General features: G+C 52.2%; 13 protein-coding genes, 4 tRNA genes and 3 other RNA genes. 4 read left to right on the forward strand and 16 right to left on the reverse strand.

The window, feature by feature from the left end:
* Positions 1 to 54: 54 nt before the first annotated feature.
* The 8 genes from corA to MUG06_RS19190 all read right to left on the reverse strand — a co-directional run bounded on the left by corA (position 55) and on the right by MUG06_RS19190 (position 9613).
* Positions 55 to 1008: a magnesium/cobalt transporter CorA gene (corA, locus tag MUG06_RS19155; protein WP_215847978.1), complete on the reverse strand. Its 954-nt coding sequence runs from the start codon at positions 1006 to 1008 to the stop codon at positions 55 to 57.
* Positions 1009 to 1319: 311 nt separating this feature from the next.
* Entirely contained in the window at positions 1320 to 3482 is a 2163-nt protein-coding gene (uvrD, locus tag MUG06_RS19160) for a DNA helicase II (RefSeq protein WP_243079711.1), read from the reverse strand.
* Between the two features lie 54 nt (positions 3483 to 3536).
* Positions 3537 to 4253, reverse strand: a complete 717-nt coding sequence (yigB, locus tag MUG06_RS19165; protein ID WP_243079712.1) for a 5-amino-6-(5-phospho-D-ribitylamino)uracil phosphatase YigB — start codon at positions 4251 to 4253, stop codon at positions 3537 to 3539.
* A complete protein-coding gene (xerC, locus tag MUG06_RS19170) occupies positions 4250 to 5155 on the reverse strand; it encodes a tyrosine recombinase XerC (protein WP_243079713.1) in 906 nt (301 codons plus the stop codon). The genes yigB and xerC overlap by 4 nt, the downstream gene beginning before the upstream one ends.
* Complete coding sequence (locus MUG06_RS19175) at positions 5152 to 5856, reverse strand: DUF484 domain-containing protein (RefSeq protein WP_215847982.1); 705 nt, start codon at positions 5854 to 5856, stop codon at positions 5152 to 5154. Before MUG06_RS19175 ends, xerC begins: the two co-directional genes overlap by 4 nt.
* A complete protein-coding gene (gene dapF, locus MUG06_RS19180; RefSeq protein WP_243079714.1) occupies positions 5853 to 6677 on the reverse strand; it encodes a diaminopimelate epimerase in 825 nt (274 codons plus the stop codon). The genes MUG06_RS19175 and dapF overlap by 4 nt, the downstream gene beginning before the upstream one ends.
* A gap of 29 nt (positions 6678 to 6706) precedes the next feature.
* Positions 6707 to 6907 (reverse strand): lipoprotein, encoded by a 201-nt coding sequence (locus tag MUG06_RS19185; RefSeq protein ID WP_243079715.1) that lies wholly within the window; start codon positions 6905 to 6907, stop codon positions 6707 to 6709.
* Positions 6908 to 7054: 147 nt separating this feature from the next.
* Positions 7055 to 9613 carry a class I adenylate cyclase gene (locus tag MUG06_RS19190; protein WP_215847984.1) on the reverse strand — a complete coding sequence of 853 codons (2559 nt, stop codon included), beginning with the start codon at positions 9611 to 9613 and terminating at the stop codon, positions 7055 to 7057.
* A gap of 316 nt (positions 9614 to 9929) precedes the next feature.
* On the opposite strand from MUG06_RS19190, the gene hemC reads away from it, so the two are divergent.
* Genes hemC through hemY form a run of 4 tightly spaced genes read left to right on the forward strand, consistent with a single transcriptional unit; the run spans position 9930 to position 13965 of the window.
* Positions 9930 to 10871, forward strand: a complete 942-nt coding sequence (gene hemC, locus MUG06_RS19195; protein ID WP_243079716.1) for a hydroxymethylbilane synthase — start codon at positions 9930 to 9932, stop codon at positions 10869 to 10871.
* On the forward strand, positions 10868 to 11608 hold the full coding sequence (hemD, locus tag MUG06_RS19200; RefSeq protein ID WP_243079717.1) for a uroporphyrinogen-III synthase: 741 nt from the start codon (positions 10868 to 10870) through the stop codon (positions 11606 to 11608). Before hemC ends, hemD begins: the two co-directional genes overlap by 4 nt.
* Before the next feature lie 24 nt (positions 11609 to 11632).
* Positions 11633 to 12766 (forward strand): uroporphyrinogen-III C-methyltransferase, encoded by a 1134-nt coding sequence (gene hemX / locus MUG06_RS19205; protein WP_243079718.1) that lies wholly within the window; start codon positions 11633 to 11635, stop codon positions 12764 to 12766.
* A gap of 2 nt (positions 12767 to 12768) precedes the next feature.
* Positions 12769 to 13965 (forward strand): protoheme IX biogenesis protein HemY, encoded by a 1197-nt coding sequence (gene hemY / locus MUG06_RS19210; protein ID WP_243079719.1) that lies wholly within the window; start codon positions 12769 to 12771, stop codon positions 13963 to 13965.
* A gap of 572 nt (positions 13966 to 14537) precedes the next feature.
* Here the strand turns inward: hemY and MUG06_RS19215 are convergent.
* The 8 genes from MUG06_RS19215 to wecG all read right to left on the reverse strand — a co-directional run bounded on the left by MUG06_RS19215 (position 14538) and on the right by wecG (position 16378).
* A non-coding RNA gene (locus MUG06_RS19215) (RtT sRNA) lies at positions 14538 to 14667 on the reverse strand.
* A 34-nt stretch (positions 14668 to 14701) separates the two neighbouring features.
* Positions 14702 to 14831: non-coding RNA, RtT sRNA (locus tag MUG06_RS19220), on the reverse strand.
* A gap of 33 nt (positions 14832 to 14864) precedes the next feature.
* A non-coding RNA gene (locus MUG06_RS19225) (RtT sRNA) lies at positions 14865 to 14994 on the reverse strand.
* 34 nt (positions 14995 to 15028) lie between these two features.
* Positions 15029 to 15105: transfer RNA gene (locus MUG06_RS19230), tRNA-Pro, on the reverse strand.
* Positions 15106 to 15126: 21 nt separating this feature from the next.
* Positions 15127 to 15213: transfer RNA gene (locus MUG06_RS19235), tRNA-Leu, on the reverse strand.
* Between the two features lie 16 nt (positions 15214 to 15229).
* Positions 15230 to 15305 (reverse strand) — tRNA-His (locus MUG06_RS19240).
* 97 nt (positions 15306 to 15402) lie between these two features.
* A tRNA-Arg gene (locus tag MUG06_RS19245) sits at positions 15403 to 15479 on the reverse strand.
* Between the two features lie 158 nt (positions 15480 to 15637).
* Positions 15638 to 16378: a lipopolysaccharide N-acetylmannosaminouronosyltransferase gene (wecG, locus tag MUG06_RS19250; protein WP_215847988.1), complete on the reverse strand. Its 741-nt coding sequence runs from the start codon at positions 16376 to 16378 to the stop codon at positions 15638 to 15640.
* Positions 16379 to 16414: the final 36 nt, after the last annotated feature.

A 16414-nucleotide genomic window follows, 5' to 3' on the forward strand; every position in this document is an offset into this window, starting at 1 on the left:
AATTGCCAGCGGGAGCCAGTAAAACGGGCCGTAATAAACGGCCCGTAACAAAGATTACAACCAGTTTTTACGTTTGAAATAGAGATAAGGCGCCAGCCCCGCAAGGATCATCAGGCCAATTGCTGCCGGATAACCAAAGCTCCATTTCAGCTCAGGCATGAATTCGAAGTTCATGCCATAGCTTGATGCCACCAGCGTCGGCGGCAGGAAGACCACGGAAACCACCGAGAAGATCTTGATGATGCGGTTCTGTTCAATGTTGATAAAACCCATTGCCGCCTGCATCAGGAAGTTCACTTTCTGGAACAGCGATTCATTATGTGGCAACAGTGATTCGATATCGCGCAGGATTTCACGCGCCTGCTCCAGCTGATTGCCCGGTAAACGCGCCTTGCGCACCAGGAAGTTGAGCGCACGCTGGGTATCCATCAAACACAAACGCACTTTCCAGCCGATATCTTCCAGCTCTGCCAAACGCGACAGCGCCTGATCGTACTCTTCGCCCTGCTGACCTTCCATGATCACCCGGCTCAGTTTTTCCAGCGCGCTGTAGATGTTTTCGATTTCATCCGCCAGCTGTTCGATTTTGGTTTCAAACAGATCGAGCAGCAGTTCAAAGGCGTTGCCGTCGATCAGCGTTTGATTACGGGCGCGCATGCGATAGAGGCGAAACGCCGGCAGTTCGCGCTCACGCAGCGTATAAAGACGGCCTTCACGAATGGTAAACGCCACAGTGGAGTTACCAGCGTGATCTTCTGCATCTTCATAAAAGAAGAAGGAGTGAATATGCAGGCCATCTTCATCTTCGAAGAAACGCGCAGAGGCTTCGATATCTTCCAGTTCAGGACGCGTCGCCAGACTTTGGCCTAACTCAGTTTGTACCCGCTCACGCTCGCCCTCTTCCGGTTCGATCAAATCGACCCAGACTGAAGAAGTGAGTTGGTGCGTTTCGTCTTCCAGTTCAAGACGCGTCAGGCGGCTGTGATCAAGTTTAAATGCGCTCAGCATAGCAATACTCCCCATTGCAGACTTAATGGGACAAGCCAGTACGCCGTTCTACAAAGCAGAACGGGCACGGCTAACACCTGAACACGGAAACTCACGTTTCAAGGGTAAATCAGTGCTGACTCATGCGACGAGATTAAAGAAGGGAGGTCGCTGATAACCGCTAAGGCTACCCGCGTAAAGAGGTAGCCTTAGATGTTATTCCTGTTAACCAGGTATTCGAGCCAGCATCGACTGGGCGTGTCCAAGGCATTGTCCTCTCATGATAATAGTGGGCGCATGTTACGCTGAGACGAAAAAGTCGTCAACCGATGCTAAAGCGTTTCCAGTTTGGCGTAAGCAGCAACTAACCATTTGATTCCCTGCCCCTGAAACGCCACCTGAAGTCGGCTGTGTTCGCCGCTGCCTTCCAGATTGATGATGGTTCCTTCACCAAATTTGGCATGTTTTACTCGCTGCCCCAGCGCGAAGCCGCTGTCGTTTTTCGTTATTGGCGTTCCCATACGTTGATGGTTGACCGGGCGCGTTACGCTGGCACGCAAACGTACTTCTTCAATGCAGGCTTCCGGTAATTCGCCGATAAAGCGCGAAGGACGGTGATACACCTCTTTACCATATAAACGACGGGTTTCAGCGTAGGTCAGCGTCAGTTTTTGCATGGCGCGCGTCACGCCAACGTAGGCAAGACGACGCTCTTCTTCCAAACGTCCGCCTTCATCCAGCGACATCTGGCTAGGGAACATGCCCTCTTCCATGCCAACGATAAAGACCTGGCTAAACTCCAGCCCTTTAGCTGAGTGCAGCGTCATTAACTGCACCGCATCCTGCCATTTATCCGCCTGGCCTTCGCCCGCTTCCAGCGCAGCATGCGATAAAAATGCCTGCAGCGGCATCAAATCTTCGTCTTCATCTTGATAGCTGAACTGGCGTGTTGCCGTGACCAGTTCCTCAAGGTTTTCGATACGCGCCTGGCCTTTTTCGCCTTTTTCCTGCTCGTACATCATCCACAGACCTGAATCTTTTATGACCCGATCGGTTTGTACATGCAGCGGCATTTCTGCGGTTTCGGTTGCCAGCGAATCAACCAGCTCACAAAAGCGTTGCAGCGCGGACGCCGCTCGACCCGCTAAGGCGCGCGTCTGCAATAATTCACGCGTCGCTTGCCACAGCGTCAGCTGTTTTTCCCGCGCAGTTTGCCGCACGACATCCAGCGTACGATCGCCCACGCCACGAACGGGGGTATTGACGACGCGCTCGTAGGCCGCGTCATCGTTACGGTTGGCCATCAGTCGCAAATAGGCCAGTGCGTCTTTGATTTCCTGACGCTCGAAGAAGCGCATACCGCCATAAATACGGTACGGCATACTGCTTTGCAGCAAGGCTTCTTCCAGTACGCGTGACTGAGCATTGCTGCGATAGAGAATGGCGCAATCTATCAGCGCATTGCCGTTTTCGTGCCAGGCTTTGATGCGATTCACCACAAAGCGCGCTTCATCCAGCTCATTAAAGGCGCAGTAAATTGAAATCGGCTCGCCGTCGCTGCCATCGGTCCACAGCTCTTTGCCGAGGCGACCGTTGTTATTCGCGATCAAGGCGTTAGCCGATTTCAGAATATTATTGGTTGAGCGATAGTTTTGCTCAAGGCGGATAGTTTCTGCGCCAGTAAAATCTTGCAGAAAGCGCTGGATGTTCTCGACCTGCGCACCACGCCAGCCGTAAATCGACTGATCGTCATCACCGACAATAATGACGCGTCCGCTGTCACCTGCCAGCATGCGGATCCATGCATACTGAATGTTGTTGGTATCCTGAAACTCGTCCACCAGCACGTTGGTAAAACGTTCGCGGTAGTGATTCAGAATGTGCGGCTTGTTAAGCCAGAGTTCATGCGCACGCAGCAGCAGCTCGGCAAAATCCACCAATCCAGCACGATCACACGCTTCCTGATAAGCCTGATAAATACGCAGCCAGGTTTGCTCCACCGGATTGCCATAGCTTTCGATATGCTTTGGACGCAGCCCTTCATCTTTTTTGCCGTTGATGTACCACATGCCCTGACGCGCAGGCCATTGCTTATCATCAAGATTCATCGCTTTGATCAGACGCTTTAACAGACGCAGCTGGTCTTCGCTATCGAGGATCTGAAAATCCTGCGGCAAATTAGCATCCAGATGATGCGCACGCAGCAAGCGGTGCGCTAAACCGTGGAAAGTGCCGATCCACATTCCGCCCTGGCTGGTGCCAATCAGCTGTTCGATACGGTGACGCATCTCTGCGGCGGCTTTATTGGTGAACGTTACCGCCATGATTGAGTAAGGCGAGCAGTTTTCCACCGAGAGCAGCCAGGCGATACGGTGCACCAGAACGCGCGTTTTTCCGCTGCCCGCGCCTGCTAATACCAGCAGGTTATTGCGCGGGGCCGCAACGGCCTCGCGCTGTTTGTCATTCAAACCGTCGAGCAGTTCAGAAACGTCCATAAGCACCAATAAGTCAGAGAGTGTAAAGCAAAAGACTGGATATATTTACAGCCATTATAGCAGTGAGGTGAGCGATGCCAACTGTGAAATTTCAACATGCGGCAGCAGGCGCGCATCATTGATGTGCATAAGATTGCCTTGGCGCAGGTTGATCCAGCAGGCTTGCATGCCGCAGCGCAGCGATCCGGCCACATCGGTAGTGAGATCGTCACCCACGTGCAGGATGTGTTCCGGCGCGATGTTCAAACGTTTTGCGGCCAGATGATACATATCTTCCCATGGCTTAGCGCGACCATCCGGGCCGGCACGCAACGCAAACTGGAAGTAGTCAGCAATTCCCAACTTTTCTAACTTCGCATTGCCGTTGGTGATGGCCACCAGCGGCACTTTTTCCGCCAACATTTTCAGCGTTTGATGCGTCTCTTCTGGCATTTTCACTTCGCTACGCCATTGATGGAAAACCTCCATCACCTGCGCAGCCCCGGCAAAGGCTTGTTCTGCGGGAATGCCAGCATTCAACATCGCCAGCTCAACCGAACGACGACGCCATTCCGACACATCATGGTAGATATCGGGCTCCCGCAGCAGCAATTCATCACGCAACGCCTGATACGCTTCCGCCGTGAAAGTTTGCAGCGAGGGATGGAACGCCTGTAGCGCAGCGTGGGATTCTTCGGTGGTTTTACGTATTACCGGATAATTGTCGTAAAGCGTGTCATCGAGATCAAAAGTCATGGCTTTGATGGCACGTAAGGGACGATAAAACTTCATTCTTTCTTTCCTCGTTTGGCGCGGGGATGGGCAGCATCGTACACCGAAGCCAGATGTTGGAAGTCGAGATGGGTATAAATTTGCGTAGTCGCAAGGTTGGCATGCCCCAACAGCTCCTGCACCGCACGGAGATCGCCACTCGACTCAAGTAAATGGGTCGCAAAAGAGTGGCGAAGCTTGTGCGGATGGATATGGCTGGCTACGCCCTGCTTGATGCCCCACTCCGCAAAGCGCTTCTGCACGTTACGCGCCGATATACGACAGCCACGCGTGGAGAGAAACAGCGCATCATCCTCGCAGCCAAAGCTGGCGCGCAGCGGCAGCCAATGTTCAAGCCAGGTTACAGCAGTACGACCAATCGGTACGCGGCGTTCTTTGCTGCCTTTACCTGTTACCCAGACTTCACCTGAAGCCATATCGACATGGCGACAATCCATGCCTACCAGTTCAGAAAGACGCAATCCACCGCCATACATCACTTCCAGCATGGCGCGATCGCGTACCGCTAGCGGATCATCAAGATCGATCTCAAGCAGCTGATTCACTTCATCAACATCAATATTTTTAGGTAAATGACGCGCTTTTCTCGGGGTAACAATGCCTTTTGCAGGATTGGCACTTAACATGCCCTGACTGACTTGCCAGTCAAGAAAACTGCGCAACGCCGAAAGACGCAGCGCGAGGCTGCTGGCGGAAAGACCGGTGCGGCGACTGCGTGCCGCCATGCTGCGCACCTGTGCCGGTTCCAGCGTCGCCCAGGCGCTGATTTTCATCTCATTCGCAATAATCACCAACGCGGCGAGCTGGCGCGCATAGTTGCTTTGCGTGAGCGGACTGAGCTGGCGCTCCACTTTCAGATAGCGCAGAAATCCGTCGACGGCATCCTGCAGCGAATGACTCATGCGCGCTCTACCCAGCGCATCAACAGTTCAGGCATCATTTGTGACAGATGCTGCAACAGCAACGTGCCCATGCCCGATTGATAATGCTGGCTGTCGCGGCTGCTGAAAATCAGCACGCCCAAATCGCCATGTTCGCCCATTAACGACATCGCCACCGAGCCAATCGCTTTGGCTTGCGGCAGCAGCAACAGCAATTCCGGGCCATTAATGCTGCCGAGATAATGGTGTTCATTGCCAAAACGTTGAATACGCAGCGGCTCAAACAGCTGGCGTGAAAGGCTTAGCTGAATAAAATCAGACGGCGCGCCAAGACGCCATTGATCATTGAACAAACGAATGTTTGCACCCGCTAGGCCCAGCTCACGCGCCCAGCGGTGCAGGCGATTTAACATCTCCTGCAGAGAATCGGCCGCCGCTAAATGTCCCTGTAACGACAGCAGACGATCAAACAGCTGGTGATTATTAGTGGCTTGCTCCATCAGCAGCGTGATCTCTTCTTCCAGCTGCTGGATATGATTGCGCTGACGTGCCATGTGCCATTCCACCAGCGACACGCTGCCACGTACCGGATGCGGCACCGCCATTTGTTCGACCTGGCGCGCATTGCGGATAAAGAAATCGGGATTTTGCCGCAGGTAATCGTTAACGGCTTGATCGTCCAGCAAGACCGTATTATCGGCTTGCTCTTCGATATTTTTCATAGATGAATAAACCCATCGTAGACGTGTGTGGCTGGGCCGGTCATGTAAAGTGGTTCTCCAGCCCCTTTCCAGGCGATGTGCAGCGTGCCGCCGGGTAAATCAACACGCACTTTTGGTGCCAAAATTCCCTGCTGGATGCCACAAGCAACGGCTGCACATGCACCGCTACCGCACGCCTGGGTTTCGCCCGCACCGCGTTCATACACGCGCAGACGAATATGTTCAGGATTGACGATTTCCATAAAGCCAACGTTGACGCGCTCTGGGAAACGTTCATGGCCTTCAAGAATTGGCCCTAATACTTCAACCTGTGCCGTTTTTACACTTTCGACCTGAATCACGCAGTGCGGATTCCCCATCGATACCGCGCCAAACATCACAGTTTGTTCAGCAACGCGGAGCAGATAAATGTTTTCCGCTTTGTTGGCGCGAAAAGGCACCTGCTGAGGCTCAAAGTCAGGCAAGCCCATGTTGACGCAGACCAGATCGTCCGGCGTTACGCTTAACACCATGCGGCCCGCCTGCGTGCTGACGCGGATGTCGCTCTTGTTGGTCAAGCCTTTCAGTTGCACAAAGCGGGCAAAACAGCGTGCGCCGTTGCCGCATTGCGACACTTCGCTGCCATCTGCGTTGAAGATACGATAGTGAAAATCGAGGTCAGGATCGTAAGGTGGCTCAACGATAAGCAACTGATCAAAGCCGATACCCAAATGACGATCGGCCAATCGGCGAATCAGTTCGGGCGAAAAAAAGACATTTTGCGTCACAGCGTCCACAACCATGAAATCGTTGCCGAGGCCGTGCATTTTGGAGAACTGCATTTTTTGCTCCGCCGGATGCGCCATTGAAATTAGTTCGCTTGAGTGCTCGAATCGTCAGTCACTAATCCGCTCACATCCGCTTTGGAAGCCTCTGTTTTTTGCGACTCAGTCGGTGTTTTTTGCGTTTGCGGCTTATCCTTCGGCGGGAAGTAAAGCGGTCCTTTTAACCCACAGCCTGCAAGGCTCGTTAATGCCAAGGCAATTCCCAACAGGCTAATTACTTTCTTCATTCTTTATGCTCTTCATGTCCTTTACCTGGATGCTTATCATCGCAGTTGAAGTCGGAAAAGCAACAGGAAATCCCCGTAAATAGCGTGAGCGTTGTGACAAGCTGTGAAGATGGCGGCCGCGCATTCATGCTGTGCGGCCCACCAGAATCAATGCATCTGATAACGCGGCTGGTAGTCGCTGTTGTCGTTGTCTGGCTGAGAAGCACACAACTGCGTCAGCGTCTGGCTGCGGAAAGGAATCACCTGGAAACGCTCGCCGGTGTTCACAATTTGATAGAACTGCGGCAGGTTAAAGTTGATAAAGCTGGAGCCGTAGGTAAACCGGTCATGCGAAGATGAATAGAATCGGCTAACGTCACGCACCAGCTCCTCTTTACTGCCTTCACAGTGGTGATAAACCTCAACCCGATTAGTTTCATCCAGAATATAGATATTAAAACCACGCTCATCGGTGGTGTCTTCAAAGAAGAACTGGATGATGCCTTCACTCGCATAAGCGTTGACGACCGGCGGTAGCGGCGTCTGATTGGTTTCGACTTTAATCGACAAGCCATGCAGTTTGTTGTTGGAAATCGCCCCATAAAACTCGACGGCATTTTCCAACTTCTGCACCGAGACGCTCATGCGTTCGAAGAACAGGCCCCAGGTTTCACCCGCCATACGCAAGGCTTTAAAGCGGCCCGGCTCCTGTCGCGTACTGGAAAGGCGCAATTCGATGCATTCCGACACCAGTTGCTGCACACGAGTACGAATTAAACCACGCAGATGCTGGCTGTAGCAGAATACTTCTACCGTATCGGGTGGCGCGGCATCTTGATGCATTTTGCCCAGAATGGTTTTCAATCCTTCAATCATCGCCTGCTCGCCGCTGAAATGCAGCGTACGTACTTCATTCCACGAGTTGCGATACAGCAGATCGATGCTGCCAATCAGACATTGCTGCTGTTGACCAAAGCTGAACACATCCAGCTTACGGAAATCAAAATGCACTACCTGATTACGAAACGCCGAGGTGGGATCGTATTCAAGATTCACAATGATCGCGAGATGACGAATTTCGCACGGGCTGTACAACGCTTTTGGCGTAGGTGAAGGCACACGCAGCGGGAAATGGCTGGAAACATCATTCACCAGCTCCTGCAAACGTGCCAAGTCGCAAATCTCATTACCTTTTATATGCAGCCGCGTTTTGCTGGTCATTAACCCGTTGAACCACGCCCACGCCACCAGTTTATTGAGGTAGCGGTTATATTCCAGCGGCTGATGGCTGATGATCGAGTTCATGTCCGGCGACTGATTATACAAATACCAGCCGGAACGATTGGCACGTCCCGGCGGCACATGGATAAAGGTCAGATTCTCTTCCGAAAGATCGGGCGAAATTTGCGGGTTAACCAAGGTGACTTTACCCGGCAACGCTTCAAACGCTGCGTACAGTTTACGTGTCAGCACGCCGATATCCTGCGGGCTGGCGCTGACACTTAAATTGTTGCGGCGCGCAAAGCGGATCAAGTTGCGATAACTCTGCATCATCGCATCCAGTAATTCATTATGGGCTTCACGAACCCGCTCGATTTTCCAGCCTGCACGATTATCGAGAATGGCCAGTTTTTCTTCGTCCCAGCCCCACTCTTTAACCAGCTGCGACAAAATCTCACGACGCCAGCCGGTGCGATGTGAATGCTCTTCACTGGTGAGCTTTTCACACACTTTGAGATAGAAGCAGCGGCGCACTAAATCAAGGCGTGGCTGATCGTCAACGCTGGTCAAATAGTGCGTGACGCGTTCCAGCATCATGCAATAAGGATCAAGACCAAAGCAGACGATTTCACCATCATGCAGACGTTGCTTGATATCCATCGCCAGCAACTGCGTGTTGGGGTATTCCCAGCTGTACGCTTCCAGCAGCAAGGTTTTCAACACCGCTTTATAAGGCGAGTCGATACTTTTATAGAGCTGCCACAAGCTGGCACCGAAGTACTCTTCTGCCGACAGCGTCCCGAGGCCGCCTAAATCCAACCATTCGTTGGGTGTCAGCACACCTTTGGCATAAAGCGACATGACGTATTCGTCATAATGATGCTCTTCTTCGCCTGGAACCATATTCCACAGAATACGTTTGCCTGCCATGCGAACCGCGGTGCGGTAGAATTCATCCAGCAACAAAATATGTTGTGTTGAACCACAGTCTTCGCCGCCGAGGTTACCGCTTTCGTTATGTCGAAAACGGTTTTCATCAATCAGGAAGAAACTGACTTCTACGCCCATCGACACACACCATTTCTGCAGCAAGGTACACTTACGTTGCAGATTGAGGCGCTCTTCATTGTCGAGCCAGGATTGATGGCAAACCCAGATATCAAGATCCGATATGCTGTTTTGTCCTACGGATGACGTACTGCCCATGGAATAGATGCCGGTAATCGGCATTTGCCCTTTCGGCGTATCAGCCAACGTAAGGTCATGATCGCCGGTCAAGTCAGCCAGCAAACGGTGCTGGTTTTCTTCAGGCGTGAAGAAGCTGATGCCATGTGGAACGTTACCTTCAAGGTAACCCGGCATCAGCGGATGTTGATAATGTAATAAGGTTGGCAGCAGACTGTAGACGCGCTGGAAAGCGGGTCCCATGGCAGCCAGCGCGCGATCAATACGCAGCTGGTTGATAGCATCCAGTCTCTGTTTCAGTGTCTCAATGTAGAGGTACAAGACGTTTCGCCTGATTGTCCTAATGTTTAAGCACCCTGTTTCCAAAATCTGCCGCTTTATAATCAAGATGTCGTGCAGATTATTGCTGGAAACGTGATCAATCTATCACTCGGCAGATTGACCGTAAAGAAAGTTGCGCTACTTAACAGTTTAGCACGTTCCTGCTGGCGTCCTGCCTTTTCAGACTCTGGCTCAAAGCTCCACCGCGATAAACACGGGCGAAATCTGAGAGCGGACTGTTTTCAATCCGTTGAAACTGACAGCATTCCCCTATCGATGATAGGATATTCGGTGAACGATCAAAATGGTTAACAGCATGTTAGACAAAATTTTCAGAATTGCTACAAGACAGAGTCCACTCGCTTTGTGGCAGGCACAATATGTACAGCAGCGCCTCATGAGCGCCCATCCAGGCTTACGCGTTGAGCTGGTTCCGATGGTCACCAAAGGTGACATTATTCTTGATACGCCGCTGGCTAAGGTCGGCGGTAAAGGCTTGTTCGTTAAAGAACTCGAACAGGCTATGCTGGAAAATCGTGCCGATCTGGCGGTGCATTCAATGAAAGATGTGCCGGTGGATTTCCCCGAAGGTTTGGGACTGGTGACCATTTGTGAACGCGACGATCCGCGTGACGCGTTTGTCTCTCATCATTATGCCTCAATCGACGAACTGCCGCAGGGTGCGATAGTGGGTACCTCCAGTTTGCGACGCCAATGTCAGATCAGCGCACGCCGTCCTGATTTAGTGATTAAAACCTTACGCGGCAATGTTGGAACGCGCCTGGGCAAGCTGGATGCCGGTGAATATGATGCCATTATTCTCGCCGCAGCCGGGCTAAAACGTTTAGGTCTGGCCGATCGCATTCGCCAACCCTTGCCTGCAGAGATTTCTCTGCCTGCGGTGGGCCAAGGTGCGGTGGGCATAGAATGCCGCCTTGATGACACAACGCTGATTGGCTTGCTGCAAGCGCTGAATCACGAAGACACGGCCGTGTGTGTAAAAGCTGAGCGTGCGATGAATACACGCCTCGAAGGCGGTTGTCAGGTTCCTATCGGCAGCTTTGCGCTGCTAGAAGGTGATCAACTTTGGCTGCGCGGCATGGTAGGTGCGCCGGATGGTAGCGTGATGGTCAGCGGCGAGCGCCGTGGCCCACGCGATCAAGCTGAGCAAATGGGAACCTCACTGGCGGAAGAGTTGTTAGAAGGTGGCGCGCGTGAAATTCTGCGTGACGTTTATCAAGGCCAACCGCCGGCATGACCATTTTGGTGACCCGCCCGGAGCCCGCTGCGGCAGAATTAGTAACACGTCTGCATGCGCTGGGTAAACAGGCCTGGAGCCTGCCGCTGATTGAATTCGCGCCGGGCGGCGATCTTGATCGTCTGCCACAACAATTGGCAGGTTTACGTCCCGGCGATTTGGTTTTCATGCTGTCGCAGCAGGTTATCCACTTTGTCCATCCCGCGATGCAACACGCAGGCGCAGCGTGGCCCGCCGACGTAGACTATTATGCAATTGGCCGCAGCACCGCGCTGGCGTTTCACACTATTAGCGGCCTGCATGTGACCTATCCCCACGCGCAAGAAACCAGCGAAGAACTTATCCAGCTGAATGTGTTGCAGCGTGTAGGCCATAAGCGCGCCTTGATATTGCGGGGTAATCAGGGTCGGGAGTTGCTCGCAGACACTTTACGCAGCCGGGGCGCGGACGTCCTGTTTAGTGAATGTTATCAGCGCTGCCAAAAGCATTATGACGGGGCGATAGAAGGCAAACGCTGGCGAGAGCGCGGTGTTACTACTTTAGTCGTGACCAGCGGTGAAATGTTACAACAACTTTTTTTGCTGTTCCCCGCAATTGACCGTGAGGAATGGTTGCTTAACTGTCGGCTGCTAGTCGTCAGTGAACGTTTGGCTACCCTGGCCGCAAATTTGGGTTGGCAGGATATTCAGGTAGCCGATGGTGCCGATAACGACGCGCTGCTGCGTGCGTTACGCTGAACTTAACAATGGGATGTGCCACATATGACGGAACAAAAAGACTCCTCCGCCATGGTTGAAGAAACCACCCCAGCGGTTGAACGCTCTCCTTCCGCCAGCAACAAACCACCGCGTAATAATAAAAACGGTGGCATGGTGCTGGGTGCGGTAGCGATTGTGATCGCCCTGGCAATTGGCGCCGGTTTATACCTTAATGGGAAACATCAGGCCGATTTACAAGCACAAACCAACCAAAGCCTGAGCGAACAACTTAGTGCCCTGCAACAGCAGGCCAACAGCGACAAACAGCAGCTGACGCAGCAGTTAATCAGCACTGAAAGCGCCTTGAAAACGGCGCAGGCTCAGCTGGAAGGTTCCGCGAAAGAACTGACAACGCTGCGTGAGAAAGTGGCGGTGATTTCTGGCAATGATGTACGCAGCTGGTTGTTAGCCCAGGCAGATTATCTGGTGAAACTGGCGGGCCGCAAATTGTGGAGCGATCAGGATGTCACCACGGCAGCAGCGTTGTTGAAAAGCGCTGATGCCAGTTTGGCTGACATGAACGATCCTAGCGTAATGAATGTACGTCGTGCGCTAACGCAAGATATCAGTACCTTGTCAGCAGTAACGCAGGTCGATTATGACGGCACGATTCTCAAGCTGAATCAGTTATCGAACGGCGTGGATAATCTGCGTTTGGCCGACAACGACAGCGATGATGCCCCGATGGACAGCGACGGCGGCGAGCTTTCCAGCTCGGTTCGTGAATGGCGTCAAAATCTGGTTAAAAGCTGGCACAACTTTATGGATGATTTCATTACCATCCGCCGCCGCGACAATACTGCGCAGCCGTTGCTGGCACCGAACCAGGATGTCTACTTACGCGAAAATATCCGTTCACGCCTGCTGATTGCTGCGCAGGCTGTTCCACGCCATCAAGACGAAATCTACAAACAATCAATCGATACCGTTTCGACTTGGGTGCGTGCCTGGTATGACACCAACGACGCCGCCACCAAAGCCTTTCTCGCCCAGCTGGATGAGTTGAGCCAACAGAACATCAACATGGATTTACCCGAAAACCTGGAAAGCCAGCCGCTGCTGGAACAGTTGATGCAGACCCGTGTGCGGAACCTGTTAGCGCAACCTTCCGTCGATGCTAATCAGCAGGGAGGCTAAGCATGCTCAAGGTATTTATCCTCTTTGTGCTGCTGATTGCTGGCGTGGTCCTTGGACCGATGATCGCTGGCCATCAAGGTTACGTGCTGATTCAAACGGATAACTGGAACGTCGAAACCAGCGTGACCGGTTTAGTGATCATCTTGATTATTAGTTTGTTGGTGATTCTGGCGGTGGAATGGCTGTTGCGTCGTCTGTTCCGTACTGGCGCGCGTACACGCGGCTGGTTTACCGGACGTAAACGTCGCCGTGCTCAGCGACATACGCAATCAGCATTAATGAAACTGGCAGAAGGCGATCATAAGCAGGTCGAGAAACTGTTGTCGAAAGATGCCGATCATGCGGATGTGCCCGTAGCGAACTACTTGCTGGCAGCGGAAGCAGCGCAACAGCGTGGTGATGAAGTGCGAGCAAATCAGCATCTTGAACGTGCATCTGAACTCTCTGAAAACAATACTATTCCTGTCGAAATTACTCGCGCCCGCATTCAACTGGCCCGCAATGAAGATCATGCCGCGCGTCATAGCATAGATCGCTTGCTGGAAGTGGCGCCGCGCCATCCTGAAGTGTTACGTCTTGCAGTACAGGCCTACATCCGTACCGGAGCGTGGAGCGCATTGTTAGATATTCTGCCTGCAATGCAGAAAGCGCAGGTTAGCGATGACAACCAACGTACCGCACTGCAACAGCAAGCCTGGCTTGGCCTGATGAGTCAGGCGATGGCCGATCAAGGCAGCGATGGCCTGAAGCGCTGGTGGAATAACCTGAGCCGCAAAACGCGTCAGGAAACGGCACTGCAGGTGGCGATGGCGGACCATCTTATTGAATGTGATGACCACGACACTGCGCAGGAAATCGTGCTGGAAGGATTGAAACGCCACTACGACGATCGTCTGGTGCTGCTGATGCCTCGCATCAAAAGCGGAAACCCAGAAGCGTTGGAAAAAGCGTTACGACTGCAGATCAAGCAACACGGCGCAACGCCACTACTGCACAGTACGCTGGGTCAGTTGTTAATGCGTCATGGTGAATGGCAGCAGGCCGCCGAAGCGCTACAGCAAGCCTTGGCGCAGCGCCCAGATGCTTTTGATTACGCCTGGCTGGCAGATGTATACGATCGTCTGCGTCGCCCAGAAGAAGCGGCGAAAATGCGGCGGGAAGGTTTATTGCTGACGTTAAAAAATAATCCTAACGCGTAATAGGTAGGATGTGTACAGCCGGGCTTGCCCGGCTTTTTTTTGCCTGTCACTTTTATTGTCTATTGCCATATTGCAGATAAAAAAACACCTGCCATAAGCAGGTGTAAGATCAGGTCGATAAGACAACTGGACGGTACCCGACTCAACGTGGTGTCTGTTGATCCTGTAAAGCTCACGCGATACAGGCAGGCAGACAACAGGTACCCAAAATTGGCTCTGCGTCATTCCCAGGTTTATGTAGCATCCGCTAACATAAGAGGTGGAATGAGCATCTACAAAGATATTATTGCATAAATCGTGCCAGATTGGGATATCCCTAAAAAATCATTATCTATCTGTAGGTTAAAACTGACAGACAAGAGAGAAAATTACGGGAAACGAAAAGTGTGTCGGTTAAAAGCGACAGGTAAGAGAAAGGCTGTATCCATTCAGAGACAATCTTAGTAAAACCAAGTAAATACCTTATTAAACAAAAGATTATTCGTCTCACATCAACGACAGCACGCTTAAATCACTCCGCGACTTTTCTACAGGCGAAAAAAAACCTGCTTCAGGAAGCAGGTTTCTAAAAGTGGTCGGCGAGAGAGGATTACGCTTCTCGCTGAGAAGCGCCCTGCGGGCCGTTGCTGAAGCAACGTGGTCTCGCTACGCTCGGCTCAAACCTCCTTCGGAGGTTCTCATCCTCTGTTTGCTACAGACGAAAAAAAACCTGCTTCAGGAAGCAGGTTTCTAAAAGTGGTCGGTGAGAGAGGATTACGCTTCTCGCTGAGAAGCGCCCTGCGGGCCGTTGCTGAAGCAACGTGGTCTCGCTACGCTCGGCTCAAACCTCCTTCGGAGGTTCTCATCCTCTGTTTACTACAGACGAAAAAAAACCTGCTTTAAAAGCAGGTTTCTAAAAGTGGTCGGCGAGAGAGGATTACGCTTCTCGCTGAGAAGCGCCCTGCGGGCCGTTGCTGAAGCAACGTGGTCTCGCTGCGCTCGGCTCAAACCTCCTTCGGAGGTTCTCATCCTCTGTTTGCTACAGGCGAAAAAAAACCTGCTTCAAGAAGCAGGTTTCTAAAAGTGGTCGGCGAGAGAGGATTCGAACCTCCGACCCTCTGGTCCCAAACCAGATGCGCTACCAAGCTGCGCTACTCGCCGATTTTTTTAATTTGTTTTGCCTGGTGCGAAGAGAGGGACTTGAACCCTCACGTCCGTTAAGACACTAACACCTGAAGCTAGCGCGTCTACCAATTCCGCCACCTTCGCGTATCCCAGCAAAATCTGGGGTGGCTAATGGGACTCGAACCCACGACAACTGGAATCACAATCCAGGGCTCTACCAACTGAGCTATAGCCACCACAATACTTAATGTTGCAAGCCAAAAACCTACATCATATAAATCTTTACTACTAACTCGGTAATCAAACCACCGCAGCTCTTGCGCACAAAGTTAATGGCGCGCCCGACAGGATTCGAACCTGAGACCTCTGCCTCCGGAGGGCAGCGCTCTATCCAGCTGAGCTACGGGCGCGTAGCGCCGTTGCGGATGTGCATACTAGAGATAAGCGCCCATCGTGTCTAGTGCTTTTTAAATAAAAAAACGCGTTTGATTACGCTTTGTGCATTTCGTCGACAAATAGACCATTTATCTTGCTCGCACGCATGAAAACGCTGCATTTTTCAGCAATATCAGAGATCGCCGCGCCAATGATAGCGCAGGTATTTCAGCAGCTTTAACTGCCTGCGCCAGCGGCTGGGTTGTTTGATCAGCCTATAAAGCCACTCTAGCCCCATATTTTGCCACATTTTCGGCGCACGCTTCACATGCCCAGTAAAAACGTCATAGGTGCCGCCTACACCCATGTAGAGCGCATGAGTCCAATGTTCGCGGCACGCCAGCATTAACTGTTCCTGACGCGGTGATCCCAACGCCACCGTCACCAGCTTTGCGCCGCTGGCAGCCACACGCATAAACAGCGCATCACGCTCAGCCGGGGTAAAGTACCCATCCTGAGCACCAACAATATTCACATTCCATTGGCGACGCAGCTTGTCACACGTTTCATCCAGCACCGCCTGGCGGCCACCAATCAGAAAAACCGGCGTCCCTTCACGGCCAGCGCGTTCCATTAGCGCTTCCCATAAATCTGCACCCGCAATTCGGTTTACCGGCGCACCTGGGTATTTTTTGCGAATGGAACGCACAATGCTAATGCCATCAGGATATTTGAACTCAGCATGTTGCAGTAAGGTATTAAGCCCTTCATCCTGCTCAGCGGTTAATATCTTTTCCGCATTGATCGCGACCAACGTGCCCGTCCGTATGCCCTTTTCCGGCATAAGAAAATCAACAAAAGACGCCATGCTGTTAAAGCCATACAGCGCCACGCCGCGAATCTGATACTGCGGCGTGTCAGGTAACATAGTCATAGTTATTCTATATCTTCCTGTGAATCCCAAAGGCTG

Source organism: Pantoea sp. MQR6 (assembly GCF_022761075.1).
Classification (GTDB): domain Bacteria; phylum Pseudomonadota; class Gammaproteobacteria; order Enterobacterales; family Enterobacteriaceae; genus Pantoea; species Pantoea phytostimulans.

Coding starts and splice junctions, on each gene's coding strand:
- wecG (WP_215847988.1), bottom strand. CDS start 16,378: ATGACTATGTTACCTGACACGCCGCAGTATCAGATTCGCGGCGTGGCG.
- uvrD (WP_243079711.1), bottom strand. CDS start 3,482: ATGGACGTTTCTGAACTGCTCGACGGTTTGAATGACAAACAGCGCGAG.
- yigB (WP_243079712.1), bottom strand. CDS start 4,253: ATGAAGTTTTATCGTCCCTTACGTGCCATCAAAGCCATGACTTTTGAT.
- hemY (WP_243079719.1), top strand. CDS start 12,769: ATGCTCAAGGTATTTATCCTCTTTGTGCTGCTGATTGCTGGCGTGGTC.
- hemC (WP_243079716.1), top strand. CDS start 9,930: ATGTTAGACAAAATTTTCAGAATTGCTACAAGACAGAGTCCACTCGCT.
- hemD (WP_243079717.1), top strand. CDS start 10,868: ATGACCATTTTGGTGACCCGCCCGGAGCCCGCTGCGGCAGAATTAGTA.
- MUG06_RS19185 (WP_243079715.1), bottom strand. CDS start 6,907: ATGAAGAAAGTAATTAGCCTGTTGGGAATTGCCTTGGCATTAACGAGC.
- hemX (WP_243079718.1), top strand. CDS start 11,633: ATGACGGAACAAAAAGACTCCTCCGCCATGGTTGAAGAAACCACCCCA.
- corA (WP_215847978.1), bottom strand. CDS start 1,008: ATGCTGAGCGCATTTAAACTTGATCACAGCCGCCTGACGCGTCTTGAA.
- xerC (WP_243079713.1), bottom strand. CDS start 5,155: ATGAGTCATTCGCTGCAGGATGCCGTCGACGGATTTCTGCGCTATCTG.
- dapF (WP_243079714.1), bottom strand. CDS start 6,677: ATGCAGTTCTCCAAAATGCACGGCCTCGGCAACGATTTCATGGTTGTG.
- MUG06_RS19175 (WP_215847982.1), bottom strand. CDS start 5,856: ATGAAAAATATCGAAGAGCAAGCCGATAATACGGTCTTGCTGGACGAT.